Consider the following 24,477-nt stretch of genomic DNA (forward strand, 5'->3'; position numbering starts at 1 on the left):
AAAGGACCCCCCCCCCCCCCCCCCCCGGCCGACGCTGGGTTGGTGCGGGTCCGGGTGCGCGCGGGGCCGTGCGATGCGCCTGCGGCGGGCTTTCCCCTGTCCGCCCCTTTCCGAACTGGGGGCAAGCCCCCAGCCTCCAGTCAACACAGACGCCCTACGGGCGTGTCCTCAAACGCCGGACGGGCTGGATTTTGGTTCCTGCGCGGGCGCCTTCCCCGAGGCGACCACGCGGGAGCGGGACGACGCCGGGGCCCGGTCCAGCAGCCCCGCCGTGACCGCGATGCCGAGGCCCGCCGCCGCCAGTACCGCCCCCACCAGCGTCGGGGACATCCAGCCCCAGCCCGCCGTGATCGCCATGCCGCCGAGCCACGCGCCACCCGCGTTGGCGAGGTTGAACGCCGAGTGGTTGGAGGCCGACGCCAGCGTGGGCGCGTCCTTTGCCTTGTTCATGACCAGCATCTGGAGCGGGGTCGTCGTCATGAAGCCCACCGCGCCCAGCACCACCACACTCACCAGCGCCGCCCACTGAACGTGCACCGTGTAGTTGAAGGACAGCAGGACCACCGCCAGCGCGCCCAGTGAGCCGTAGAGGGTGGGACGAAGCGCGCGGTCGGTCAGCGGGCCCGCCGCCAGTGCGCCCAGCGTCATTCCGATGCCGAAGAGGGCCAGGACCACCGTCACCGAGGACTCGCCGAACCCCATGACCTCGGTCGTCATCGAGGCGAGGTAGGAGTACACCGCGAAGACTCCGGCGAAGCCGAAGACCGCGGTGAGCAGGCCGAGCAGGACCTGGCGGTTGCCGAGAGTGCGCAGTTCGCGGCGTACGCTCTGCCGCGAGTCGAGCGGGACGTACGGAACCAGCCGGGCCAGCGCCGCCATCGCGACCAGCCCGATCGCCGCCACCACCAGGAACGTCGCGCGCCAGCCCAGGTGCTGGCCGAGGAGAGTCGCTGCCGGTACGCCGACGATGTTCGCGACCGTAAGGCCCAGGAACATCGTCGCGACCGCCCGCGCCTGCCGCCCGTCCGCCACCAGCCGCGCCGCGACCACCGCGCCGACGCCGAAGAACGCCCCGTGCGGCAGCCCGGCGAGCACCCGGCCCGCCACCAGCCAGCCGAAACCGGGAGCCAGCGCCGAGGCCAGATTGCCGACCGTGAAGAGGGCCATCAGGAGCAGGAGCATGCGCTTGCGCGGGATGCGCGAGCCGAGTGCGGTGAGCAGCGGAGCGCCGATCACCACACCGATGGCGTACGCCGAGACCAGGTGCCCGGCGGTCGGTACCGAGGTGCTCAGATCGTCCGCGACATTGGGCAGCAGGCCCATCATCACGAACTCGGTGGTGCCGATGCCGAAGGCGCTGACGGCGAGGGCGAACAGGGCTACGGGCCGGGGCGGCCGGGGCATGGGAGACCTTTTCCGTGGGCGGGGGGACTACGTGCGAGTGCGCGTGAGTACGTTCCCGTACTGAACAAAGTCTCTCAGGGGAAATGTTCCGCGACGTGAACGCGGGGTTGCCAGAGGGCGTGCGCGCGCTAGAACGCGCGTCAGATTTCCACTCGCGCCGCGATCGGCAGGTGATCGCTGCCCGTCTCCGGCAGTGCCCACGACGACACCGGCTTGATCCCCTTCACCATGATCTGGTCGATCCGCGCCATCGGGAACGACGCCGGCCAGCTGAAGCCGAAGCCGTCGCCCGCCGCGCCCTGCGTGGACCGCATCTGTGAGGTGACGGCGTTCAGGGCGCGGTCGTTCATGGTGCCGTTCAGGTCGCCCAGCAGGGCCACCTTACCGAGCGGCTCACGGGCGATCGCCTCGCCGAGCGCGTCCGCGCTGTCGTCGCGCTGCCCGGCCGTGAAACCGGCGTTGACCTTCACCCGTACCGAGGGGAGGTGGGCGACGTACACCGCGACGTCGCCCGCCGGGGTCGCCACGGTCGAGCGCATCGCGCGCGTCCAGCCCATCTTGATGTCCACGGGGCGGGTGTCGGTCATGGGGTACTTGCTCCACAGTCCGACCGTGCCCTGCACCGAGTGGTACTTGTACGTACCGGACAGGGCGCTCTCGTACGTCGGCACCTCGCTCGCCTTGAGCTCCTGCAGCGCCACCACGTCCGCGCCCGAATCGGCCAGCTCGCGGCCGGTACCCGCGGGGTCGGCGTTGTCGGCCTTGACGTTGTGGGTGGCGACCGTGAGGTTGCCGCCGGGGCCCGTCTTGTCGGTGAGCAGGCCGCCGAAAAGATTCAGCCAGACGACCGCGGGCAGCAGAAGGGCGACCAGCGCGGTCGCCGAGCGGCGCAGCAGGCCGGCGATCAGGAGAAGCGGAATGCCCACGCCGAGCCAGGGGAGGAAGGTCTCGGTGAGGCTGCCGAGGTTGCCGATCGTGTTGGGGATCTCCGCGTGGAAGACCATCAGGAGTGTGAGCAGCACCGCACAGAGCGCCAGGAGGATGCCGCGCCGCCAGATGCCGCGGTCGTGACGCAGGTTTCCGAGGCGGCGCCGGAGCCGGGATCCGGAAGCCTCAGGCCCTGAGCTGCCGTTCCCTGTGTCCGTCATGTACGCCTGCGCCATTCCGCTGCCCTCACTGACTGCCGTGCCGTGCACACCGCCCCGCCGTCTGACCCTAGGGGATGGCCGGTGTCTTTCCCCGCCGCCGAAACACGGCGGCCGTACTGCCACGAGGACGAAGGCGCGGCGAGCGGGGTTCCGGTTCGGGCGCGTCGGACGGTCCCTGTGACGAAACGCGCACAAACCAGCCAGTGTGTGCGGACCGCTGCGAGCCCCCACTTCCCGTGAGCACCGCCGGGATGCCACCATGGACGTGGTCCGGGGACGCCGTCAGGGCGCCTCGAGATTTCGAAGGAGCCGTTGGTCATGACGCTTCAGGCTGCCCACCCGACTTCCGCCGACAGCAGCAAGGCGCTGTACGGCGGCAAGGGCACTCGCCGCATCACCGTCCACGACATCGCCGCCGCCAAGGAGCGGGGCGAGAAGTGGCCCATGCTCACCGCGTACGACGCGATGACCGCGTCCGTTTTCGACGAGGCCGGGATTCCGGTCATGCTCGTCGGTGACTCCATGGGGAACTGCCACCTTGGCTACGAGACCACCGTGCCCGTCACGATGGACGAGATGACCCTGCTGTCCGCCGCTGTCGTACGGGGCACCAAGCGCGCCCTCATCGTCGGCGACCTGCCCTTCGGCTCGTACCAGGAAGGCCCGGTGCAGGCCCTGCGCAACGCGACCCGGCTGATCAAGGACGCGGGCGTGGGAGCGGTGAAGCTGGAGGGCGGCGAGCGCTCGCACGCCCAGACGGAGCTGCTGGTGAAGGCCGGCATCCCGGTCATGTCGCACCTCGGCCTGACGCCGCAGTCCGTCAACACCATGGGTTACCGGGTTCAGGGGCGCAGCGACGAGTCCGCGCACCAGCTGCTCCGGGACGCGAAGGCGGCGCAGGACGCGGGTGCCTTCGCGGTCGTGCTGGAGCTCGTACCGGCCGAGCTGGCCGCCGAGGTGACACGCTCGCTGCACATTCCGACGATTGGCATCGGCGCGGGTCCGGACACGGACGCGCAGGTGCTGGTGTGGACCGACATGGCGGGTCTGACGGGCGGCAAGGTGCCGCGCTTCACGAAGCAGTACGCGAACCTGCGGCAGACGCTCGGGGACGCGGCCAAGGCGTTCGCCGGTGATGTCGTCGGAGGAACGTTCCCGCAGGAGGAGCACACCTTCCACTAGTCGTCACAAGCCACTGCCGCACCACAAGACAGCCCGCCGACATCCCCCATCGGCGGGCTGTCGGCATTCTGTAGGTGCGTTGTCAGTGGCGGCTGCTCTCATGGTCGGCATGACGCGATTCGACAAGAACCCCACAGGCGGCGCGGCCAACGCCGTCGAGGTAAGGGGACTGGTCAAGCACTACGGCGAGACCAAGGCACTGGACGGCGTGGACCTGGACGTACGGGAAGGCACCGTGCTCGGTGTCCTCGGGCCCAACGGCGCCGGCAAGACCACTCTCGTACGCTGCCTGTCCACCCTGGTCCAGCCGGATGCCGGCACGGCCGTCGTGGCCGGGTACGACGTGGTGAAGCAGCCCCGGCAGCTTCGCCGCACCATAGGCCTGACCGGGCAGTACGCCTCGGTCGACGAGAAGCTCGCGGGCTGGGAGAACCTCTACATGATCGGGCGGCTGCTCGATCTGTCCCGCAAGGACGCGCGCCGGCGCGCCGACGAGCTGCTGGAGCGGTTCTCGCTCACCGAGGCCGCGAAGAAGCCGGTGATGCAGTACTCCGGCGGCATGCGCCGGCGCCTGGACCTCGCTGCTTCGATGATCGGGCAGCCCGCGGTGCTCTACCTGGACGAGCCGACGACCGGACTCGACCCGCGTACCCGCAACGAAGTGTGGGACGAGGTGAAGCGGATGGTGGGCGAGGGGGTCACCGTCCTGCTCACCACCCAGTACATGGAGGAGGCCGAGCAGCTGGCGAGCGAGCTGACGGTCATCGACCGCGGCCGTGTCATCGCGGGCGGCAAGGTCGACGAGCTGAAGGCCAAGGTCGGCGGCCGCACCCTCGAGGTCCGTCCGGCCGACCCGGCTCTGCTGCCTGCCATGGCGCAGGCGCTGGGTGAGGCGGGGCTCGACGGCATCGCGGGGTCGAAGGTCGATGCCGGTGAAGGTCTGCTGTACGTACCGATCCTGAGCGACGAGCAACTGACCGCGGTCGTGGGGCTGCTGGGCGCGCGCGGCTTCGGGATCGCGCACATAGGGACCCATCTGCCCAGCCTGGACGAGGTGTTCCTGGCCATCACGGGCGAGAAGACGAGCGATGCGGCGGCCGAGGCCGTCGAATCCCCCGCGGACAACCAGCACGCGGACAACAAGCATGAGGAGGTCGCGGCATGAGCGCGGCTACGACAGTGACTTCGACGCCGGCGCCGGCGCCCGTGCCGCCGCCCGTGAAGGCGCACGACGGCGAAGGGCGGATCGGTCTGCGGGCCAATCTGCGGCACATCGGCGCGCTCGCCCGCCGCAACACCCTGCAGATCAAGCAGGACCCGCAGTCGATGTTCGACGTCCTGCTGATGCCGATCGTCTTCACGCTGCTGTTCACCTTCGTCTTCGGCGGCGCGGTCGCGGGCAATGGCAACCAGGACGAGTACGTCAGCTATCTGGTCCCCGGTCTCATGGCGATGATGGGCCTGAACGTCTCCATGGCGGTCGGCACAGGCATCAACGAGGACTTCCAGAAGGGGGTCATGGACCGGTTCCGTACGATGCCGATCGCCCGGTCCTCCGTCCTCATAGCGAAGATCGTCGTCGAGGTCGGCCGGATGATGGTCGCGTTCGCGATCCTGCTGGCCGTGGGCTTCATGCTGGGTCTGTCGGTCTCGACGTCACCACTGCACATACTGGGCGCGACCGGGCTCTCGCTCCTCTTCGGCGCCTCGCTGATGTGGATCTTCATCCTGATCGGGCTGTCCGTGAAGACGGCGCAGGCCGTGCAGGGGATGGCGATGCTCGTGCTGATGCCGCTGCAGTTCGGCTCCTCGATCTTCACCCCGCCGTCGACGATGCCGGGCTGGCTCCAGACCTTCACCGACTACAACCCGCTGTCGAGCCTCGCCGACGCGGCGCGTGGGCTGTTCATCGGCGGGCCTGTCGCCCGCGATGTGTGGATGGTGGTGGGGTGGGCCGTGGCCATCACGCTGGTGACGGCGCCGCTGGCGATATCGAAGTTCCGCACGAAGAGCTGACGTCGCGACGCTCAGCTCGTGGCCCCTTCAGAGGCCGACGAGGGCGGCGGCCTCCTCCAGAGTGAGGCCGCCGCCTTCAGCGTACGCCGCCTCGTACGCGGTGTCGCCCAGCGCGGCGCGGGCCGCCGCCTCGGCGTCCGCCACGGCTTCGCGCTCCTGGGCCGTGGCGAAGTGGCCGGCCGGCAGCAGCGCCTGAGACCCGCCGATCAGCCGCGCGGCGTCGCGGGCCCGGTCCGGGCTGCCCAGTCCCGCGAGGGCGCGGGCCGCCGTAATCATGTGGACCACGGGCATGTGCGGGGCGACCATCCGGGACAGCGGCTCGCGTGAACGCTCCAGCGCCTGGCGGGCCTGGCCGAGCGCCTCCTCGTAACGGCCGTCCAGGTTGTCCATCCAGGCGAGGAGGCCGACCACGTAGCCTTCGAAGATGGCGAGGTTGGACCGGTTGAAGGAGCGGCGCATCAGCTCCAGTTCCCAGCGCCCCTCGTCGGTACGGCCCGTGCGGGCCAGCCACATCGCCAGATACAGGCGGGCGGCGGGCTCCGACTCGTGCCCCTGCTGTTCGACCTTGGAAAGGATGTCGCGCAGCATCACCTCGGCCTTCTCGCCGTCGCCCGTCTCCACGAGTACGCCCGCGAGCCTGGCCCGCAGCAGCAGCACCTGTGTCTGGGCGCCGAGCAGGTCCGCGTGGCCGATCGCGGCGCGGTAGTCCTCGGCGGCGAGAGCGAATTCGCCCTTGCGCTCACGTGCCTCCGCGCGTGCGGCCAGGGCCTCGGCCGCGCCCCATGCGTCGCCGAGCCGGGTGAAGATCTCCAGGCTCTCGTCGGCGTCACGGCTCGCGTCGCCCGCCCAGTCGCTCCGGTTGGCGAAGATGCTGGCCCGCAGCTGGAGGGCGGAGGCGAGCTCCCAGGTGTAGCCGTACTCCCGGCAGGCGTCGACGGTCTGGTTGACGACCTCGTGCAGTTGCCCGGGGTTACCGGTCAGGATGATCGCGTAGAACCAGAGTGTGCCCGGGGTGCGGCAGGTCTGCGGCAGGCCTGGACTGTAGACGTCGACGACGCGGCGCAGCCATGCCGTCGCCTCGTCCGTGGTCCATTCGTCGAGCTCGTGGTTCATGCTCGCCAGATGGATCAGCCAGGCTCCGCGTCTGGCCTCCAGCAGCTGTTCGGGTGCCATGGGCGGCGGCGCGTCCGTACACCGCTCGTGCAGAGGGGGCGCGGGGACGGCCGGCGGGGCGAAGGGGTCGGGGCCGAGCTCGGCCGCGGCGAGGGACCAGTGGCGTGCTTCGGTGCGCAGGCCGCGGATCGTCCAGTACCAGCCGAGTGAGTGGACGAGGCACAGTGCCTCGTGTTCGTCGCGGGCGGCGACGGCACGGCGCAGGGCGGTGCGCAGGTTCTCGTACTCGACCTCCAGGCGGCCGAACCAGGCGAGCTGTTCGCGGCCGCGCAGCAGGGGTTCGGCGTGGCGGGCCAGTTCGCGGAAGTGGACGAGGTGGCGGCGCTCGGCGGTGGGCCGGCTCCCTGCTTCGTCGAGGCGTTCGGCGGCGTACTCGCCTACGGTCTCGAGGAGTCGGTAGCGCATACCGCCGTTGTTGTCGCCGTCGGCCGAAGGGGCCGCCACTACCAGCGACTTGTCGACCAGTGAGCCGAGCAGTTCCAGCGCGTCGGGGCCGATCACCGCTTCCGCTGCGGCCAGGTCGCAGCCGCCCGCGAAAACGGACAGGGCGCTCAGGGCCGCCCTCTCGTTCTCGTCCAGCAGGTCCCACGACCAGTCGACTACCGCGCGGAGGGTCTGCTGTCTCGGCAGTACGGTGCGGCTGCCGCCGGTCAGGAGCCGGAAGCGGTCGTCGAGGCGGTCCGCGATCTGGCGCGGGGTCAGCATCCGGAGGCGGGCGGCGGCCAGTTCGATGGCGAGGGGCAGTCCGTCGAGGCGTCGGCAGATCTCGGTGGCGGCGGCCGGGTCGTCGTCGACACGGAAGCCGGGTTTCGCGGCCGCGCCGCGTTCTGCGAGCAGGCGCAGGGCCATGGGGTCGGGCAGGGGTTCTACCGGGCGGACTGTCTCGCCGGGTACGCCGAGGGGTTCGCGGCTGGTGGCGAGTACGGTCACGCCGGGGCAGCGGGCCAGCAGTTCCTCGGCGAGGCGGGCGGCGGCGTCGACGACGTGCTCGCAGTTGTCCAGCAGGAGCAGCATCTGGCGGCGGGCGCAGTGCTCGACCAGGCGTATGAGCGGGTCGTCGCCGTGCCGGTCCGCGGCGCGCAACTCCTCGGCGCCGGCGCCGCGCAGGACGGTTTCGCGTGCGCCCAGCGCGACGAGCACGGCTTCGGGGACGGTGCCGGGGTCGTCGACGGGGGCGAGCTCGGCGAGCCAGACGCCGTCCCGCCAGCCGTCGTTGGCGGCCTCGGCCGCCTCTTGCGACAGTCGCGTCTTGCCGGCGCCGCCGGGGCCGAGCAGGGTGACGAGGCGGGCTTGCCCCAGGTCGGCGGTGATGGCAGCGATGTCGCTCTCGCGGCCGACGAAGGACGTCAGACGAGCGCGCAAGTTGCCTTGCGTGGAGACCTTTTCGGGTGCGGGGGTTTTCGGCGCGGGGGTTTTCGGGGCGGCGTTGGGGTCGGTGCCGCGCCGGGGCGTCTCCTCGGGCGTCGAACGTTCGGGTACTGGTATTTGTTCGGAGTGGTTGCGTTCAACGCCCTGCGGGGAGCGCCCCGGCACGTCCCCTCCCGGCACCGTGTCCTGCGAGGCGGCGGGCGGCTCGTCCCGTGCGGCGGTGGGCTTCGTTCGGGGCGGGGTTCGGGGCGGGGTGAGCAGTTCCGTGTGGAGGGCTTGGAGTTCCGGGGACGGGTCCGCGCCCAGGCGGGATGCCAGGTCGCGGCGGAGTTCGTCGTACGCCGCCAGCGCCTGTGCCGTACGGCCCGTGTCGCGCAGGGCGCGCAGGCGGAGCGACTGGAGGTGTTCGTCTATCGGGTGGTCGGCGCAGAGCTCCGCGAGCTCCGGCAGGGTCTCCTGCGCGCGCCCCAGCGTGAGCAGGGCGGTCAGGCGGGCGCGGCGGGCCGTGAGGCGGCGGGTTTCCCAGCGGGCCGCTTCCGCCGTACGGTCCGGGAGGCCGGCCAGCACCGGGCCGCGCCACAGGCCCAGCGCCTCGCCGAGCAGTTCCGCCGACTTGCCCGGGTCGCCGTCGTCCAGGGCCCGCGCGCCCTCCCCCGCGAGCCGCTCGAAGCGGTACAGGTCCACGTCCTCCGGGTCGGCGCGGAGGCAGTAGCCGCCGTCGGTCGAGTCGATCGCGGCGCGGCCCAGGGCCCGGCGCAGACGGGCGACCAGGGCCTGGAGGGCGCCCGTGGCGTCGGCGGGCGGCTCGCCGTTCCACACTTCGTCGGTGAGGGCGCCGGTCGTGACCGTACGCCCGGGCCGCAGCGCCAGCACGGTGAGGAGCGCACGCAGGCGTGCTCCGCCGACGGTTACGGGCGTGCCGTCGTCGCGGAGTGCTTGCGTGGGGCCGAGGATGCGGTAGCGCACCGCTCTATTCTCCGGGACGCGCGGGCGACGCCGGGCCGCCGGGCGTCTCCAACTCGACCAGGACCCCGGTCTCGTCGCGCCGGTAGCCGCGACCCCGGCGGTCTGGCCGCGCCTCGTCGCTGAACCATTTGGGGCAGGTGCCGACCGCCCGCAGCCACCGCTCCCCCGCCACCGGCTCGTACGTGCGCGATCCGGGGCGCGTCTCGGCGTACCCCTCGGTGACGACCTGGATGGAGCGGACCGTACCGACGGTCTCCGGGACGTCGCCCGGTCCCGGTCCGTGCGTCTCCACGGCGAGGAGTCCGACCGGGCGGGTGACCGGCTTCCCGGCGTACAGGGCCGTGACACCGGGGCCACGCAGCAGCCTGCCGTCACCGGCCGCGCGCTCCAGCTCGCTGTAGCTGTCCTCCCACGTCTCGGGCTCCGCCCCGGCGTCCGGGCCGCGCAGCGCCAGCCGCCACCGCACTTCGTCGCCTACGGAGAACGGTTCGCCGCAGCATTCCATCTGCCAGTCGTCGTACTTGATTCTCCAGAGCGCCATGGATCCAGCTTTGCCGGAACTACCGTTGCCGCGCGAGACGTTTTCGTAGTCCTGCTGTCCTCCATCCCTGGAGCCCCGCCCATGACCACCGCCCTCACCCGCCGCGACCGGCGGATCAGTCCCGTCTTCCTGGGGATCGTCGCCGTCATGGCGGTCTCCGGCTGGGCGGTGTGGACGGAGTTCTCGGCGAGCACCGGATTCGCAGTCTTCCTCTTCGTCACGTCCGCGTGGATCGTGTCGCTCTGTCTGCACGAGTACGCGCACGCCCGCACCGCACTGCATAGCGGGGACATTTCAGTCAGCGCGAAGGGGTATTTGACTCTTAATCCGCTCAAATACACGCATGCGCTGCTCAGTATCGTGCTGCCGGTGCTTTTTGTGATCATGGGGGGCATCGGTCTGCCGGGCGGCGCGGTCTTCATCGAGCGGGGCCGCATCCAGGGCCGCTGGAAGCACAGCCTCATCTCGGCGGCGGGGCCGCTGACGAATGTCCTGTTCGCGATCGTGTGCACCGCGCCGTTCTGGCTGGACGCGCTGGCCGGCGTCCCGGACGTGTTCCGTTACGCGCTCGGGTTCCTCGCCCTGCTCCAGGTCACAGCCGCGATCCTGAACTTCCTGCCGGTACCGGGGCTCGACGGTTACGGCGTGATCGAGCCCTGGCTCTCGCACAAGATCCGCCGCCAGGTCGAGCCGCTCGCACCGTTCGGGCTGCTGCTGATCTTCGCCGTGCTGTGGATTCCCGAGGTCGGCGGGCTCTTCTTCGACGCGGTCGACGCCGTGCTGCGCGGCCTGGGGGTCGACGACTGGAGGACGGGCCGGGAGTTCTACCAGTTCTGGGAGGGCGAACCGGAGATCGCGTCGACGGTCAGCCCGTGACGGGCCGGGTCTCGCGGCCGGTCTTCGCCTTGCGCATGTAGTACCAGGCCATGTTGGAGGCGACGCCGGCCAGCAGGATCCAGACGACCCCGAGCCAGTTGCCCTGGACGAAGGACACCACCGCGGCGGCCACGGCGAGGACGCAGACGAGGAGGGCGTACAGAGCGAGGCGGGGCATGGGGGTCGGCTCCTGTCCGGGTGCGAATGCTTGCGGTCCAGTGTCCACCATGCCCCGATCGTGCTTATACGTCGGTCACGCGTAGGCCGGCATGCGCCTTGTAGCGGCGGTTCACCGAGATCAGGTTGGCGACCAGGGACTCCACCTGGTGGGCATTGCGCAGCCGGCCCGCGAAGACGCCGCGCATGCCGGGGATGCGGGCCGCCAGAGCCTGCACGATGTCGGTGTCGGCGCGGACCTCGCCCAGCACCATCACATCCGTGTCGATCTCCTCGACCGACTCGTCCTGGAGGAGGACGGCCGACAGGTGGTGAAAGGCGGCGGTCACCCGCGAGTCCGGCAGCAGGGCGGCGGCCTGTTCGGCGGCGCTGCCCTCCTCCGGCTTCAGGGCGTACGCGCCCTTCTTGTCGAAGCCGAGAGGGTTCACGCAGTCGACGACGAGCTTGCCGCTCAGCTCCTCGCGCAGCGCTTCCAGCGTCTTGGCGTGGCCTTCCCACGGCACGGCGACGATCACGATGTCGCTGCGCCGCGCGCACTCCGCGTTGTCCGCGCCCTCGACGCCGTGGCCCAGCTCGTCGGCGGCGCTCCGCGCGCGGTCGGCGGCGCGCGAGCCGATGATCACCTTCTGCCCGGCCCTGGCCAGGCGGTACGCGAGCCCGCGCCCCTGGTCGCCGGTCCCGCCGAGCACGCCGACGACCAGGCCGGATACGTCGGGGAGGTCCCAGGGATCCTTGGCGGCCGGCTTCGGTGCGCGTGCGCTGCCGGGGCTGTTGTCAGTGGAAGTCATGCGCCGACCCTACTTGCAGGTAGCACGCTCGTACGGGTGAGGCGGGAGCATTCGCCTGCCGGCGGCGCGGGCGTACGGCAGGATGCCGCCGCATGGATGCCGTGCGTGTCGCCCTGCTGCGTGAAGTCCTCGACGGGACCGAGTGGTTGCCGGCCACGCGGCGGTTCGCCGGGGCGCTGCGGTCCTCCGTCGTGCCGCAGGGCGGTGGGCTGCTGCTGGTGGGGACCGAGGTGTACGAGCCGTGGCATCTGGCCGCGCATCTCATCGACGAGGCGGCCTGGTCCGGGCTCGCGGCACTGAACCCCACGCTCGTACGCCACCGGGTGCGGCCAGGGGAGCCGGCGCACCTGTCGGTGGGGCTCGGCAGGATCGAGGCGGCGGGCCGGGGCGAGACGCTGCTCGTGGTGGCTCCGGAGCGGCCGGGCACCGGATTGCTGGAGCGGGTGCATGACGCGCGGCGGGCCGGGGCGACTGTGCTCTCGCTGGACGGCGGGGACCGGGAGATCCGGGGGCTGGCGCACGAGGCGCTGTCCGTGCCGGCGGGTGGGGACGTGGACCTGGATACGGTCCAGCACCTGGTGAGTGCGGCGGCGGGCGAGAACAGCCTGCCGGCGCCGCGCGGGCCCCGCCGGTTCCGTGACCGGCTCTCCCGCCTGGCCGACCAGCTGACGGCGCCGCCGCCGGGGCGGTGGTAGTGCGAGGGGTACGGGCGCACCCGCACCCCCCGCACCGCCGCCGCCGGGCGTAAATCGGTTGTCCGGGGGTGCAGGGGCGCGGACCATGGCCGGTCGTGACCTCCAAGCTCGCCGCCGTACTGCCGGATCTCGCCCCCTGGCACTCCTCGCGCGACTTCCGCCTGCTCTTCGTCCAGGGGCTCGTCACCTACTTCGGCAGCTTCATGGCCATGGTGGCGATGCCGCTCCAGATCAAGGACCTCACCGACTCACCGCTCGCCGTCGGCGCGATGGGCGCCGTCGAGCTGGTGCCGCTGGTCGTGTTCGGGCTGTACGGCGGGGCGCTGGCCGACTCCGCGGACCGGCGCAAGGTCATCCTGCTCAGCGAGGCCGGGCTCGGCGTGCTGGCCGTCCTGCTGCTCGTCAATTCGCTGCTGCCGGAGCCGCTGCTCTGGCCGCTGTACGTCGTCGCCGCCGGAGTCTCCGCCCTCGCCGGGCTGCAGCGCCCCGCGCTGGACTCCCTCATGGCGCGCATCGTGCCGCACGACCAGCTCACCGCCGCCGCCGCGCTCAACTCCCTGAGGTGGCAGACCGGCGCGGTCGTCGGACCGGCCCTGGCGGGCCTGGTCGTCGCGTACGCCGGTCACCCCAGTGCGTACGCCGTCACAGTCGTCGGCTTCGCCGCCTCCGTGATCATGTGTACGCGGCTCGCGGCCGCACCGCCCTCCCCCGGCGCGCCCAAGCCCTCCCTGCGCGGCATCGCGGAAGGCGCGCGCTACGCGTGGAGCAGGCCCGTACTGCTCGGGACGTACGCCATCGACATGGCCGCGATGTTCTTCGCGTTCCCCAACGCGCTCTTCCCGTTCCTCGCGGACGACCTCGACGCCGAGTGGGCGCTCGGGCTGATGTACGCCGCCGGGTCCGTCGGGTCGGTCCTCGTGAGCCTGACCAGCGGCTGGGCCTCGCGCGTCAAGCGGCACGGGCAGCTGGTCGTGTACGGCGCGGCGGGCTGGGGGCTCGCGATCGCCGCCGCCGGGTGGTTCAGCAGTGTGTGGGCGGTGCTGGTGTGCCTGGTGTTCGCGGGCGCGGGCGACATGCTCAGCGGGCTCGGGCGGTCGACCATCTGGAACCAGACCGTCCCGGAGGAGCTGCGCGGCCGTCTCGCGGGCATCGAGGTGCTGTCGTACAGCGTCGGCCCGCAGCTCGGTCAGGTGCGGGCCGGCGCCATGGCGGGCTGGTCCGGGACCCGGCCCGCCATCTGGAGCGGCGGCCTGGCCTGCCTCGCCTCCGTCGGTCTGCTCGCCGCGGCCCTGCCCAAGCTCATGACGTACGACGCCGATACGGACGCGGACGCCCAGCGTCGCCGGGCTCAGAAGGGCGAGAAGAACGCCGAAGCGGTGGGGTGAGGCGGGGATGCCTGCTCAGGCGTCTTCCTCCCCCGACCGCGCGCCGTTCTTGTCGTGCCACTTCGGGTCCGTCTCCCACTGAAGGTTGCGCTCGGCCGCGGTCTCCATCGCGCGCTGCGCCTCCTGACGCGTCGGGTAGGGACCGAAACGGTCCTTCGCCGGGCACTCCGGGCCCTCCTCGACCTTCTTGTGCTCCAGGCAGTAGAACCATTCGCCCGGTTTTCCGACCGTGCGCTTCTTGAACAGGGCCATCGTCGGCTCCTTCCTCTGCCGCCATGTTGCCCGATCCCGCTGGATACACTCGCTTGCATGTCTGGCCAGTCGCTGCTCGTACCAGGGGAGCTCTCTCCCGCCCGTTCCGTTCCCGGCAATATCCGGCGTCCCGAGTACGTCGGGAAGCCGGCGCCCACGCCGTACACCGGCCCGGAGATCCAGGATTCCGACACCATCGAGCGGATGCGCATCGCGGGCCGCATCGCCGCGCAGGCGATGGAGGAGGCCGCCAAGCACATCTCGCCCGGTGTGACCACGGACGAGCTGGACCGGGTCGCCCACGACTTCATGATCGACCACGGTGCGTACCCGTCGACGCTCGGATACCGCGGTTATCCGAAGTCGCTGTGCAGTTCCGTCAACGAGGTCATCTGTCACGGCATCCCGGACTCCACGGTCCTGCGGGACGGCGACATCGTGAACCTCGACGTCACGGCGTACATCAACGGTGTCCACGGCGACAACAACGCGACGTACCTGTGCGGTGACGTCGACGAGGAGTCGCGGCTGCTCGTCGAGCGCACCCGCGAGTCGCTCGCCCGCGCCATCAAGGCGGTCAGGCCGGGGCGCCAGATCAACGTCATCGGGCGGGTCATCGAGTCGTACGCCAAGCGCTTCGGTTATGGAGTGGTGCGGGACTTCACCGGGCACGGCATCAACTCGTCGTTCCACTCCGGGCTGATCATTCCGCACTACGACAGCCCGCACGCGACGACCGTGATGCGGCCCGGCATGACCTTCACCATCGAGCCGATGCTCACGCTCGGTACGCACGAGTACGACATGTGGGACGACGGCTGGACGGTCGTGACCAAGGACCGCAGGCGTACGGCGCAGTTCGAGCACACGCTCGTGGTGACGGAGACGGGCGCGGAAATTCTCACGCTGCCGTAACGGGATGGTCGGCGTAGCGTTTTACCGACAGGTCGTCGGGAACTGATTGACTTAGGCCTAAGTAGGAAGATCGGCGGTGGCGGCTGCGCGTCTGCCGTCACCGCAGGCTCTTCCCTTTCCCGCACCCTCGGTCCCCGGAGGCCCGCCTTGGACGCAACCGCCACAGCCGCCGATACGCCGTTCTCGACACTCATCCGTGTCGCCTCGCACGAACAGCACACCGAGGCGGAGACCTCCACCTTCATGAGCGACCTGCTCGGCGGGAAGCTGTCGGTGGACGCGTACGCGCGCTACACGGAGCAGCTGTGGTTCGTGTACCGGGCGCTGGAGGACGCGGCCGATTCACTCGCGGACGACCCGGTCGCCGGCCCGTTCATCCAGCCCGAGCTGATGCGCACGGCCGAACTGGAGCGCGACCTGGCGCACCTGCGGGGTGAGAGCTGGCGCGATGGCGTACGGCCGCTGCCCGCCACGGCGGCGTACGCCGATCGCGTCGCCGAATGCGCGCGCGACTGGCCGGCCGGGTACGTGGCGCACCACTACACGCGCTATCTCGGTGACCTGTCGGGCGGCCAGATCATCCGCGACAAGGCGGAGAAGACGTGGGGCTTCGCGCGCAAGGGCGACGGTGTGCGCTTCTACGTCTTCGAGGCCATCTCGAACCCGGCCGCTTTCAAGCGGGGGTACCGGGAGCTGCTGGACCAGGTGAACGCGGACGACCTGGAGAAGCAGCGCATCATCGACGAGTGCAAGCGCGCCTTCGACTTCAACGGGGCGGTCTTCCGCGAGCTGGGCGGCGAGTTCCCGCTCAGCGCCTAGCGCCTAGCGCTGGGGCGCGTGCGGGGCGAAGCGGACGCGGCCGCCGATCTCGATCGTGTCGTCGTCCGGCCCCGGCGCCGTCAGGATCTGCGAGCCGCGGCCCTGCGTGATGTTCAGGGCGCGGCCCAGTTCGGCCGTGAGCAGCAGCGCGGCGGCGCCGGTCGCCTCGTCCTCCGTAATGCCGTCGTCGCGGCGCGGGAACGCGCGGGCGCGGACCCGGCCCGCGGCCTCGTCCTCCCAGGCCCAGGCGTACAGCCACCCCTCGCCCGGCGGGGGCGCGGGCAGTGCGTCGACCTCGGCGGCGGACGCGTACCGCTGGAGGCGGCGCGGCGGGGCCCACTCGGCGCGCGCCGTGATCCAGGTGAACTCGCCGTCGTGGCGGGCCCACACCTCCCCCGCGGGCGGGTTGAGGACTTCCAGGTCGAGCAGCCAGGCGGTGCCGACGAGGGGATGCCCGGCGAAGGGCAGGCGCAGACCGGGCGTGTAGATGTCGACGATGCCGCGCTCGGGGTCGTCGACGAACACGGTCTCGCTGAAGCCGAGTTCGGCGGCGAGTGCCTGCCGCGACGCCTCGTCGGGGTACGCGCGTCCGTCGCGTACGACGCCGAGGGCGTTGCCGTGGTGGCCGTCGGGGCCACTGAAGACGCGGAGTACGTCGAGTTCGTTCATCCCGGAATTGAAGCACTGGCTCAGGTCACGGTGTGGCCGCTGTACCTGATCCCCGCGCTCGCGCTTTTCCTGTCCCCGGTAGGGTTCCGGAAGTCGGTGGGGACGAAGACACAGAAGGCAGCGCATGAGCAGGCTGGGCAGGCGGAGCACGCTGAGGCGGCTGGGAACGAGTCTCGCGACAGCGACGGCGATGTCGATGACGGCGAGTGGCTGCGTGACCGTGCACGGCGAGCTGGAAGTCGTACGGTCGGCGACGAAGTCCGAGGCCGCACAGGCCCTGAAGGACTTCACGGCGGCGTACAACAAGGCGGACAAGGCGTACGATCCGGCCCTCGACGCGGGCCGGGTCACCGGCCCGCTCGGCGCGATCAACCAGGCCGGGCTCAGGGCGCGCCAGGTGCAGAGCCCGGAGGGGAATCCGCGCCACGTGCCGCTGGAGCTGACGGACGCGAAGTACGCCATCCCCAAGAAGCAGGGCTGGCCCCGGTGGTTCGTCGCGGACACCGACAGCAACCGCGACCAGGACAGCGGCCGGCTCGACACGCGCTGGCTGCTGGTGTTCGTACGCGGCAGCGCCGACCAGCTGTGGGAGGTCTCGCACCTGGCGGTGCTGACGCCCAATCAGGTCCCGGACTTCAAGAAGGACAAGGACGGCTGGGCCGAGCCGGTCAGGCCGGACGCGCCCGACCTCGCGGTGCCGCCGAAGGATCTGAGCGAGCAGTACGCGTCGTACATGCAAAACGGTGAGCCCGAGAACTTCGCGCCGGGGCCGCACACTTCCGCCGTACGCCAGGCGCGCCAGAAGTCGGCGCGGCAGGTCGGGCGCACGGTCCAGTACCTCGATCAGCGGCTGGACACGGGGGCGTTCGCGCCGCTGGGGCTGGTCACGGCGGACGGCGGGGCGACGGTGTTCTTCGCGACCCGCCAGTTCGAGCAGCAGACCGTGGCGCAGGGGGTCCGGCTGGATGTCAACGCCGACGTACGGGCGCTGATGACCGGCACCGCGAAGACCAGGCTCACCAAGGAGCGGGTCTCCAGCCAGGTCGTGCAGGTGCCGGTGAAGGGCAAGCAGGTGACGGTGCTGGCCCGGATTCAGGGGCTTACGGCCGCCAAGGGGTCGTAAGCCGGTCTTCTGGTACGTCGGCTCAGCGGCCCAGGGGCCAGGCCACCGCGTGGTGGTCGTCCGGGTCGTCCTCGCCGACGTACCGCGCGCAGGCGTCGGTCAGCGTCTCCAGGAGGGTCAGCGGGTCGGGCAGTGGGTATTCGAGGCCGCGGACCCAGCTGACCTCGTGCTCACCGGGGAGTTTCGCCGGCGGTACGAGGACGTAGCTGCCCCGGCAGTGCCAGCGCAGCCCCGGATGCTCGTCCATGGTCTCGGGGTGGCAGTCCAGCTCGCAGGGCCACCACTCGTCCTCGTCGTCCGGGGTGCCGCGGGTGGCGGTGAAGAACAGCAGGCGCGCGTCGTCGCCGTTGCTGGCACCGAACTCGGCCACCGGGCCGACGTCGACTCCGGCTTCGAGCAGCCGCTCAAGGGCACTGCGGCCCACTTCGAGCGGTACGTCGAGTACGTCGTGGACCATGCCGGTGGCGGTGATGAAGTTGGCCTTCGGCTGACCCTGGGCCCAGCGTTTGATCTGCGCCGGGTCGGTGGTCGACTGGGTCTGCCAGGCGAACGAGACGGGGTGCCTGGCGGGGGTGGGACAGCCGACCCGTTCGCACGAACATCGGTATCCCGCGGGGTACGCGGCGGGGGCGAGCGGCAGCCCCGCGGCGGCGGCGGCCAGGAGGAGAGCCTCGCGGCCCTCGGCCAGTTCGTCCGCGTCGGAGGCCTTCGGGCGGCGGCGCAACCACTGGGGCAGTCGGCTTTCCACTGTCTGCCTGCTCTCTGTGCCGCGATAGCGGCCGAAATCGGCGCCCATTCAACCCCTCACCTCAGCGTTGTGCTGTCCATGCTGCCACCATCCTGCGCCCGGGGTGGCCGCAGTCCCCATCCGGGGTACGTGGGCCGATACCACAGAGGTGGCGTGATTGGCGCCTTTGCCCCGATAAGTGGCGTCGGGGTGAACGTACGGCGAACTCCGTGAGCGAACTCACCTCAGCCACCTCAGCGCGGCGTGAGGCCGCCCAGTGCGTAGTCGACGACGGCGTCCGCGTACTCGTGCGTGAGGGGGAGCGTGCGCAGCAGCCAGCGGTGGGCGAGCGGGGCGACGAGGAGTTCGAGGGCGATGCGCGGGTCGATTCCGGCTCGTACGTCGCCGGCTTCCTGCGCGGCGCGCAGTCGCTTCACGTACAGCTGGAGCTGCGGTTCGAGCAGCTTCTCGACAAACTCGGCGCCCACCTTCGGGTCGACGACGCCTGCGGCGGCGAGGGCGCGGGAGGGGACTTCGTATTTCGGATCGACGAGTTCGTCGACGGTGGCCCGCAGGACGGTCCTGAGGTCGGCCGCGAGGTCGCCGGTGTCCGGGATCTCGTACTCGCTCCCGTCGGCTCCCGCCGCTTCCGCCGCCTGTTCGCCGAGGTCGACGAAGGCTTCGAGCAGGACGGCGGCCTTCGACGGCCACCAGCGGTAGATGGTCTGCTTGCCCACGCCGGCGCGGGCGGCGATGCCCTCGATCGTCGTCTTGGTGTAGCCCACCTCGCCGACGAGGGAGAGGGCCGCGTCGTAGATGGCGCGGCGGGAGCGCTCGCTGCGGCGCGTGGAGTCGGGGGTTTTGGGGGTCTCAGCCATGAGGTCAAACTACCAGTGAGGCGAGACGCGACGTCTCGCCGGGTAGTGGGTGAACGCGGGTTGACCACTCGGGAACCACCCGATCGGTTCACTGCGCGACGGCTCCGTACGGCGGACCATGGCTGCACACGTACACACACACTTACACGCACACACCCGTGCCCCATGCCGCCGCTCGTGAGGAGCCCTCATTGCCTCGTGACGCCTCACCCCGCCGCTACCTGATGTGCCCCCCGGAGCACTTCAGGGTGACGTACTCCATCAATCCCTGGATGGACCCCGGAAAGCCGGTCGACCTGCCGCTCGCCCTCACTCAGTGGGAGGACCTGCGCGACCGCTACCGGAGCCTCGGCCACACCGTCGAACTCCTCACGCCCAGGCCGGGGCTGCCCGACATGGTGTACGCCGCCAACGGCGCCACCGTCATCGACGGGCGGGTGCTCGGCGCCCGGTTCGCGTACGCGGAGCGGGCGCGGGAGGCCGAGGCGCACCTGGAGTGGTTCCGCGCCCACGGCTTCACCGAGATCGGGGAGCCCGCGCACATCAACGAGGGCGAGGGCGACTTCGCCGTCACCTCGTCGTGGATCCTCGCCGGGCGCGGCTTCCGCTCCAGCCCCCTCGCGCACGACGAGGCGCAGGAGTTCTTCGGCCGGCCGGTCATCGGCCTGGACCTCGTCGACCCGCGCTACTACCACCTGGACACGGCGCTGGCCGTCCTGGACGACCGTACGGACGAGGTCATGTACTACCCGGGCGCCTTCTCCCCCGGCAGCCGGGCCGTCCTGGCCCGGCTCTTCCCGGACGCGGTCATCGCGGAGGAGGCGGACGCGGCGGCGCTCGGGCTCAACGCGGTGAGCGACGGGCGGCATGTACTGCTGCCGCAGACGGCGCTGGGGCTGTTCGAACCGCTGCGGGCGCGGGGGTTCGAGCCGGTCGGGATGGACCTCGGGGAGCTGCTCAAGGGCGGCGGCAGCGTGAAGTGCTGTACGCAGGAGCTGCGCGGGGAGCCGGGGAGCTGACCGGGGCGCCGCGCGGCGTTGCCCCGCGTCCGGCTCCCGCAGGCCGAGCGGCCTGCGGGAGCCGGGGCCGGTACTCACGGGCAAATCGAGTTCGAGCCACTGCTAGGGCTGGGGCGCGTCCGACGGGGGCGGCGGCGGCCACGCATCCCCCCAGTCGATGTCGCGGGCGGCCCGGTAGAGGTCGCCGTGGCGCTTCTTGGTGACCGTCTCGCGGGTGAGCTCTTCCGGCTTGGTGCACAGCTCCAGCAGGACCATGCCCTTGCGGATCTGCGGCCTGCGGATCACGCGGTTGGCGGCCGGATCGGCTTCCACGTCGTCGCGGACGGCCGCCACGTAGCTGAACTTCTCGTCCTCGTACGGCAGCGAGCCGCCCTTGACCTGGCGGTGGAGGGAGGAGCGGCTGACCCGCGCCGAGAAGTGGCACCAGTCGGTGCCGGGCTCGATGGGGCAGGCGCCGCTGTGCGGGCAGGGGGCGGCGACGCTCATGCCGGCGTCGATCAGCTGCTGCCTGGCCTCGATGATGCGGAGGTAGCCGTCGGGGGTGCCGGGTTCGACGATCACGACAGCCTGGGCGGCGCGGGCGGCTTCCGTGACGAGGCTGGCGCGGTCGGCAGCGGTGAGCTCCTTCAGCACGTACGAGATCGTAACGAGATCAGTGCTCTCGATCTGGAGCGCCGATCCGATACGAGAGCGCTGCCACGTCGCGGCACGCAGCGCGGGTGACCCGGAGGCCTCGGCGAGTTCCCGGCCGAGCGCGAGGGCGGGCTCAGCCCAGTCGATGACCGTACTGGCCGCCTTCTCCTGCCACGCCTCCGCCACGGCCCAGGTCGCGGCGCCGGTACCCCCACCGATGTCCGTGTGCGTCGCCGGGGCCCACTCCGGGGCCGCGTCGCGCAGTGCGGCGAGTGCGGACCGTACCGCCTCGAAGGTCGCGGGCATCCGGTACGCGGCGTACGCGGCGACGTCGGAGCGGTCGCGGAGCACGGGGGCGCCGGTGGGGGTGGTCCCCCGGTAGTTCGCGATCAGCCGCTCGACGGCCTGCGCGGCCTGCTTGGGCGGCAGCCCGTCGAGAAGTCCGGCGAGTGCGCTGCGCAGGGCTTCTGCGGTGGGGAGGGTGGAGTTCACTGTCGAATTTTAGGCACTTTTGGAGTGCGCCAGGGCCGCCCGCACGAGGGCCGGGGGCCATGCGGCAGAACTGATCTGCCACTACGCGCAGTTGCTACGCTGACGCCCGTTGACTTGACCGTCGGGGGGACCATGGGACAGCGGGTCGTACGGGTGGCTCTGGTGGCCGGTGTGGTCGTCCTGGCACTGCTGCTCCTGCTGGCCACGTGCGGCGGCGGCAGCGAGGGCGAGAAAGGGAAGAAGCCCGAGCCTTCTTCGAAACCCGCGAAGAAGAGCGCGGCCGCCGGGCCCGCGACCCGCTTGGCCGTTCCATCGGCGTACGCCAGCAAACAAGGCTGGCAGATCACCAACGTTTCGCCGGACTACGCGATCGCCCCGAGCGCGGGGCGGGTCGGGTACCTGGAGCGGGTGTCCGCCACGCGCTTCCGGCTGCGGACGGTAGACGCGGCGAGCGGCAGGAGGGCGTGGGCGGGCGACGCCTGGCAGCCCTTGTCCGACCCCGCGTACTTTCCCCGGCTGCTGGCCGTGGCCAAGGACGGCCGCGAGCACTTCGTCGCCTGGTCGTACGGCAAGGTCGGCGAGGACGCGCTGACGTCGGCCGACATGATCGTCGCGCTGGACGTGTACGACGTCGAGACCGGTGCCCAGCGCCGGGTCGAGCTGCCCTGGCCCGACGCCCCGAGCGTGAACGGCGCCGGCCCCGGCATCCTCGTCAGCGACGGCGGCGCGGAAAGCGCGGTGGTGGACCCGGTGACGGGCCGGGTCACTCACACCGCCGCTTCGGACCTCCGCTACCCGAAGGGGTGCGGGGACTGCCGGGTCCAGACGCAGGTGCGGGCGGTGACGGAGAAGGGCCTGCTGGTGAGTGGCCGCCGTGAGTTCTGGGTCCGGGGCGGCTGGCACAGCCGAAAGACCGCGCCGGCCGGCACGGACGCGGCCTCGGGCGTACCGACGTCAGTGACGGACGGCCGGATCCTGGCCAGATGGCAGAAGAAGCGGGCGGCGAAGGGCGCGGCCGACTACGACGTATGGGCAGTCCACGACACGACCACGGGCAAGGTACTGGCGAAGACGGAGTGCCGGAAGCCGGCCATAGAGCCAGGAACACACCCGCAGGCGGCGGTGGCCCCGGAGGGCCGCTACCTCGTGGCGGGCAGCCTGGGCTTCGACCTGGAGACGGCCACCGGCCACTGCTTCGAGGAAGCGGACGGCACGAAGCCACTGTCGCTGACGATGGTCACGGACACAGGCCTGGCCTACGGCACGACGACCACAAACACCCCAGTAGAGGCCGACCTCACCACATCCCGCCCAACAGCCCTCCTACCGAACGTGCACATCCCAACGGCAGAGGTAGCCGGCACGGCCCTATTCCCCTGGACCGACCGCAAGGACCGCCCCCACCTGCTCGCATACGCGCGCCGGGGCTGACGAGCGAGCAGTCCGAGCAGCAATCCGCGCCGTCGGATGAGCCGTCATGGGGGAAGCCCCACACTCGCCGGGTCCTGTACTGCACACGGTGTAGGGCCGCCCAGGACAGCCCCCTTGAAAGCCCCCGTGGCAGCGATGTCCATCTCCGGTTCATGCCTCGCACCGTCCCAGTGGCTCACATTGTGGCGCCCCCTGGCGAACCCTGGCGGTTGGCCGCGGTCGCCCAATACGGCGGTTGGCGCGAGGTAGGTTGCGTGGAGTTCGGCTCTATCTCTCCCTGAGCGCTCTGCTCGCCGTGAGCAGGGACCCGACTTTGGTCGGGGGAATGAGAGGGGAGAGCTGAATCTGATGGTGCAACCGAAGAAATTGAGGTTCGGGTGCCGGGGGCGCCAGCCACGAGGCTGGCTTCAGGCAACCGTTGCGGCCCTCACCGCGGTTACCGCCATCGCGGGGTGTATCGAGCGGTTCATCCACTGACGAGGTGGTGAACCACTAGTGAACCGGACGCTTGGTCGGGCAGAAGTGAGCCCGGCCGCCTGTTAGTCGGCCGGGCTCACGGTCCCCTCGCGCGAGGCCCGATTTCGGATACCGCCGAAGTCGGGCCTTTGTGCACGCGGGAGTTTCGGAGACTCCGAGCGGTCGCGGAGTTCGTTCAACAACTGGCGCTCGTCGTTGCACTCACTTTACAGATGGGCTGAGTGACCGCCGGGCGGCCCGTTCACGTTTTCCCAGGTCATGGGGTGGCGCGAGTCCACTGCGCCCCATGGCGGCGCGTAGCGAATTCAGTGCCTCTTCGAGATTTTCTGCAGGTCAGAGCGATGTGAGGGTGGCGCGTAAGTACGGCGATGAGTGGCGAAGGGTGGCGCGCCAAAAGGGCAGTCCGGCAAGTCCGTCACGGCTGCCCGATCTCTGACCACAACCCACCGAAGGCCGCGCCGGCATTGGTCACGCGGGCCTGCGTGGCGCCCCCTGAGTACGCCGACGGCCCAGCCAAACTGCGGCAGTCCCGGCCGCGTTGACCTCGATCCAAGCCGATTTCTTGGCGAGGTCGTACGCCAGTCTCACGCAAAGGAACGCACAACGGTGAGCGATGACAGTTGATCGCGAAGGGCCCACCCGCCGAGAGCGGAAAGGGGCGCCTCCGCCGCCTTGCCGCATGAGGAGGTGGTTCAGGTGGGAACTGGGGCCGCGTCAGCACGACTACGACCTGGGCTGACTCCGCCCCGTGCCCACGTCACGCCTGGTCACTAACCGGCTGTGCGGTTGAAGCTGGTGATGTTGAGCTTGACTCCCTCCGTGCTCTTAAGCGTCGTGGGGTACTCGCCCTTCGCGGTCTGGCCAGGCTGCACGTTGGTCTCCAACTGAGATCCGTTCGTCAACCGGGTGCCGCTGGCGTCGACCGCCTCCCAGTCCCACGAGTAGTTGGACTTCTCGCTGCTGTTGTTCTTAATCGTCCATACGAGCCAGATGTTGGTGATTCCGGCCTGTGAGCGGTCGTCGAGCTGGAAGCTGACGAGGTCCGCTCGTTCGCTCTTGCCCTGCGGTTCCTGCTTCTCCTCCGGCGGTGTCCTTTCGGTGGTGGTCTCGCCGTTCGGCGCAGGCGTGCTGCTCTCATCGCTGCCGCATGCGGTACCAAGAGTGAGTCCTGCGGCCGCGACCACCGAGATGAGGGCTGACGAGATTCGGCGGCGGTGCTTGCTCATGGCTGATCCCTCCTCGCCAATCCCATTTTGCGCACCATTTGACCAAATTTGCGAGCAAAGCTCCACGGAAGGGATCGATCACTCCTGGTTGCCTTCA

23 protein-coding genes are annotated in these 24,477 nt (G+C 70.6%); 11 read left to right on the forward strand and 12 right to left on the reverse strand.

Features of this window, described 5'->3' with window-relative positions:
* Positions 1-168: 168 nt before the first annotated feature.
* Together J7E96_RS33550 and J7E96_RS33555 are read right to left on the reverse strand one after the other, a co-directional pair.
* A complete protein-coding gene (locus tag J7E96_RS33550) occupies positions 169-1,404 on the reverse strand; it encodes an MFS transporter (protein WP_215137107.1) in 1,236 nt (411 codons plus the stop codon).
* 140 nt (positions 1,405-1,544) lie between these two features.
* Positions 1,545-2,567 carry an endonuclease/exonuclease/phosphatase family protein gene (locus tag J7E96_RS33555; protein ID WP_215137240.1) on the reverse strand — a complete coding sequence of 341 codons (1,023 nt, stop codon included), beginning with the start codon at positions 2,565-2,567 and terminating at the stop codon, positions 1,545-1,547.
* A gap of 303 nt (positions 2,568-2,870) precedes the next feature.
* Here J7E96_RS33555 and panB point away from each other — a divergent pair, with 303 nt between their 5' ends.
* The 3 genes from panB (at position 2,871) to J7E96_RS33570 (ending at position 5,750) form a co-directional block, all read left to right on the forward strand.
* Positions 2,871-3,734, forward strand: coding sequence for a 3-methyl-2-oxobutanoate hydroxymethyltransferase (panB, locus tag J7E96_RS33560; RefSeq protein ID WP_215137109.1), 864 nt, complete (start codon positions 2,871-2,873; stop codon positions 3,732-3,734).
* Positions 3,735-3,834: 100 nt separating this feature from the next.
* Entirely contained in the window at positions 3,835-4,899 is a 1,065-nt protein-coding gene (locus tag J7E96_RS33565) for an ATP-binding cassette domain-containing protein (RefSeq protein WP_374196751.1), read from the forward strand.
* Positions 4,896-5,750 carry an ABC transporter permease gene (locus J7E96_RS33570; protein WP_215137113.1) on the forward strand — a complete coding sequence of 285 codons (855 nt, stop codon included), beginning with the start codon at positions 4,896-4,898 and terminating at the stop codon, positions 5,748-5,750. Before J7E96_RS33565 ends, J7E96_RS33570 begins: the two co-directional genes overlap by 4 nt.
* Positions 5,751-5,777: 27 nt before the next feature.
* Here the strand turns inward: J7E96_RS33570 and J7E96_RS33575 are convergent, their stop codons facing one another.
* Complete coding sequence (locus tag J7E96_RS33575) at positions 5,778-9,257, reverse strand: BTAD domain-containing putative transcriptional regulator (protein WP_215137115.1); 3,480 nt, start codon at positions 9,255-9,257, stop codon at positions 5,778-5,780.
* Between the two features lie 4 nt (positions 9,258-9,261).
* Complete coding sequence (locus tag J7E96_RS33580; RefSeq protein WP_215137117.1) at positions 9,262-9,798, reverse strand: DUF6578 domain-containing protein; 537 nt, start codon at positions 9,796-9,798, stop codon at positions 9,262-9,264.
* A gap of 81 nt (positions 9,799-9,879) precedes the next feature.
* Here J7E96_RS33580 and J7E96_RS33585 point away from each other — a divergent pair, with 81 nt between their 5' ends.
* The gene (locus tag J7E96_RS33585; protein WP_215137119.1) at positions 9,880-10,674 is read left to right on the forward strand and encodes a site-2 protease family protein; all 795 of its coding nucleotides are present in this window, start codon (positions 9,880-9,882) and stop codon (positions 10,672-10,674) included.
* On the opposite strand, the gene J7E96_RS33590 is transcribed toward J7E96_RS33585, so the two are convergent.
* The gene (locus tag J7E96_RS33590) at positions 10,664-10,903 is read right to left on the reverse strand and encodes a hypothetical protein (protein WP_215137121.1); all 240 of its coding nucleotides are present in this window, start codon (positions 10,901-10,903) and stop codon (positions 10,664-10,666) included. The genes J7E96_RS33585 and J7E96_RS33590 overlap by 11 nt on opposite strands.
* Before the next feature lie 13 nt (positions 10,904-10,916).
* Positions 10,917-11,639, reverse strand: a complete 723-nt coding sequence (gene npdG / locus J7E96_RS33595) for an NADPH-dependent F420 reductase (protein ID WP_215137123.1) — start codon at positions 11,637-11,639, stop codon at positions 10,917-10,919.
* A gap of 92 nt (positions 11,640-11,731) precedes the next feature.
* Between npdG and J7E96_RS33600 the strand changes: the two genes are divergently transcribed.
* A complete protein-coding gene (locus J7E96_RS33600; protein ID WP_215137125.1) occupies positions 11,732-12,334 on the forward strand; it encodes a hypothetical protein in 603 nt (200 codons plus the stop codon).
* A gap of 95 nt (positions 12,335-12,429) precedes the next feature.
* Positions 12,430-13,719: an MFS transporter gene (locus tag J7E96_RS33605; RefSeq protein WP_215137127.1), complete on the forward strand. Its 1,290-nt coding sequence runs from the start codon at positions 12,430-12,432 to the stop codon at positions 13,717-13,719.
* A gap of 15 nt (positions 13,720-13,734) precedes the next feature.
* Here J7E96_RS33605 and J7E96_RS33610 read toward each other — a convergent pair whose 3' ends face one another.
* Complete coding sequence (locus tag J7E96_RS33610; protein WP_215137129.1) at positions 13,735-13,971, reverse strand: hypothetical protein; 237 nt, start codon at positions 13,969-13,971, stop codon at positions 13,735-13,737.
* 57 nt (positions 13,972-14,028) lie between these two features.
* Between J7E96_RS33610 and map the strand changes: the two genes are divergently transcribed.
* Together map and J7E96_RS33620 are read left to right on the forward strand one after the other, a co-directional pair.
* Positions 14,029-14,886, forward strand: coding sequence for a type I methionyl aminopeptidase (gene map / locus J7E96_RS33615; RefSeq protein WP_215137131.1), 858 nt, complete (start codon positions 14,029-14,031; stop codon positions 14,884-14,886).
* Between the two features lie 147 nt (positions 14,887-15,033).
* The gene (locus tag J7E96_RS33620; protein WP_215137135.1) at positions 15,034-15,705 is read left to right on the forward strand and encodes a heme oxygenase (biliverdin-producing); all 672 of its coding nucleotides are present in this window, start codon (positions 15,034-15,036) and stop codon (positions 15,703-15,705) included.
* A 3-nt stretch (positions 15,706-15,708) separates the two neighbouring features.
* Here the strand turns inward: J7E96_RS33620 and J7E96_RS33625 are convergent, their stop codons facing one another.
* A complete protein-coding gene (locus J7E96_RS33625) occupies positions 15,709-16,374 on the reverse strand; it encodes a PhzF family phenazine biosynthesis protein (RefSeq protein ID WP_215137137.1) in 666 nt (221 codons plus the stop codon).
* Positions 16,375-16,498: 124 nt separating this feature from the next.
* On the opposite strand from J7E96_RS33625, the gene J7E96_RS33630 reads away from it, so the two are divergent.
* A complete protein-coding gene (locus J7E96_RS33630) occupies positions 16,499-17,497 on the forward strand; it encodes a hypothetical protein (RefSeq protein ID WP_215137138.1) in 999 nt (332 codons plus the stop codon).
* 22 nt (positions 17,498-17,519) lie between these two features.
* Here J7E96_RS33630 and J7E96_RS33635 read toward each other — a convergent pair whose 3' ends face one another.
* Complete coding sequence (locus J7E96_RS33635) at positions 17,520-18,293, reverse strand: bifunctional DNA primase/polymerase (protein WP_215137141.1); 774 nt, start codon at positions 18,291-18,293, stop codon at positions 17,520-17,522.
* 185 nt (positions 18,294-18,478) lie between these two features.
* On the reverse strand, positions 18,479-19,102 hold the full coding sequence (locus tag J7E96_RS33640; RefSeq protein ID WP_215137143.1) for a TetR/AcrR family transcriptional regulator: 624 nt from the start codon (positions 19,100-19,102) through the stop codon (positions 18,479-18,481).
* 158 nt (positions 19,103-19,260) lie between these two features.
* Between J7E96_RS33640 and ddaH the strand changes: the two genes are divergently transcribed.
* On the forward strand, positions 19,261-20,121 hold the full coding sequence (gene ddaH, locus J7E96_RS33645; RefSeq protein WP_374196748.1) for a dimethylargininase: 861 nt from the start codon (positions 19,261-19,263) through the stop codon (positions 20,119-20,121).
* 102 nt (positions 20,122-20,223) lie between these two features.
* Here the strand turns inward: ddaH and J7E96_RS33650 are convergent, their stop codons facing one another.
* Positions 20,224-21,246: a small ribosomal subunit Rsm22 family protein gene (locus tag J7E96_RS33650; RefSeq protein ID WP_215137145.1), complete on the reverse strand. Its 1,023-nt coding sequence runs from the start codon at positions 21,244-21,246 to the stop codon at positions 20,224-20,226.
* A gap of 114 nt (positions 21,247-21,360) precedes the next feature.
* On the opposite strand from J7E96_RS33650, the gene J7E96_RS33655 reads away from it, so the two are divergent.
* Positions 21,361-22,677: a hypothetical protein gene (locus J7E96_RS33655; protein WP_308296257.1), complete on the forward strand. Its 1,317-nt coding sequence runs from the start codon at positions 21,361-21,363 to the stop codon at positions 22,675-22,677.
* Positions 22,678-23,924: 1,247 nt separating this feature from the next.
* On the opposite strand, the gene J7E96_RS33660 is transcribed toward J7E96_RS33655, so the two are convergent.
* Positions 23,925-24,380 carry a hypothetical protein gene (locus tag J7E96_RS33660; RefSeq protein ID WP_251070815.1) on the reverse strand — a complete coding sequence of 152 codons (456 nt, stop codon included), beginning with the start codon at positions 24,378-24,380 and terminating at the stop codon, positions 23,925-23,927.
* Positions 24,381-24,477: the final 97 nt, after the last annotated feature.

Source organism: Streptomyces sp. ISL-96 (genome assembly GCF_018614035.1).
Taxonomy (GTDB): domain Bacteria; phylum Actinomycetota; class Actinomycetes; order Streptomycetales; family Streptomycetaceae; genus Streptomyces.

Bases quoted from the DNA above. Each gene is read 5' to 3' on its own strand.
- J7E96_RS33550 (WP_215137107.1), bottom strand. From the start codon at position 1,404: ATGCCCCGGCCGCCCCGGCCCGTAGCCCTGTTCGCCCTCGCCGTCAGC.
- J7E96_RS33590 (WP_215137121.1), bottom strand. From the start codon at position 10,903: ATGGTGGACACTGGACCGCAAGCATTCGCACCCGGACAGGAGCCGACC.
- J7E96_RS33555 (WP_215137240.1), bottom strand. From the start codon at position 2,567: ATGGCGCAGGCGTACATGACGGACACAGGGAACGGCAGCTCAGGGCCT.
- J7E96_RS33660 (WP_251070815.1), bottom strand. From the start codon at position 24,380: ATGAGCAAGCACCGCCGCCGAATCTCGTCAGCCCTCATCTCGGTGGTC.
- J7E96_RS33600 (WP_215137125.1), top strand. From the start codon at position 11,732: ATGGATGCCGTGCGTGTCGCCCTGCTGCGTGAAGTCCTCGACGGGACC.
- J7E96_RS33640 (WP_215137143.1), bottom strand. From the start codon at position 19,102: ATGGCTGAGACCCCCAAAACCCCCGACTCCACGCGCCGCAGCGAGCGC.
- J7E96_RS33630 (WP_215137138.1), top strand. From the start codon at position 16,499: ATGAGCAGGCTGGGCAGGCGGAGCACGCTGAGGCGGCTGGGAACGAGT.
- J7E96_RS33585 (WP_215137119.1), top strand. From the start codon at position 9,880: ATGACCACCGCCCTCACCCGCCGCGACCGGCGGATCAGTCCCGTCTTC.
- panB (WP_215137109.1), top strand. From the start codon at position 2,871: ATGACGCTTCAGGCTGCCCACCCGACTTCCGCCGACAGCAGCAAGGCG.
- map (WP_215137131.1), top strand. From the start codon at position 14,029: ATGTCTGGCCAGTCGCTGCTCGTACCAGGGGAGCTCTCTCCCGCCCGT.
- J7E96_RS33625 (WP_215137137.1), bottom strand. From the start codon at position 16,374: ATGAACGAACTCGACGTACTCCGCGTCTTCAGTGGCCCCGACGGCCAC.
- J7E96_RS33570 (WP_215137113.1), top strand. From the start codon at position 4,896: ATGAGCGCGGCTACGACAGTGACTTCGACGCCGGCGCCGGCGCCCGTG.
- J7E96_RS33635 (WP_215137141.1), bottom strand. From the start codon at position 18,293: ATGGGCGCCGATTTCGGCCGCTATCGCGGCACAGAGAGCAGGCAGACA.
- J7E96_RS33580 (WP_215137117.1), bottom strand. From the start codon at position 9,798: ATGGCGCTCTGGAGAATCAAGTACGACGACTGGCAGATGGAATGCTGC.
- J7E96_RS33565 (WP_374196751.1), top strand. From the start codon at position 3,835: ATGGTCGGCATGACGCGATTCGACAAGAACCCCACAGGCGGCGCGGCC.
- J7E96_RS33610 (WP_215137129.1), bottom strand. From the start codon at position 13,971: ATGGCCCTGTTCAAGAAGCGCACGGTCGGAAAACCGGGCGAATGGTTC.
- npdG (WP_215137123.1), bottom strand. From the start codon at position 11,639: ATGACTTCCACTGACAACAGCCCCGGCAGCGCACGCGCACCGAAGCCG.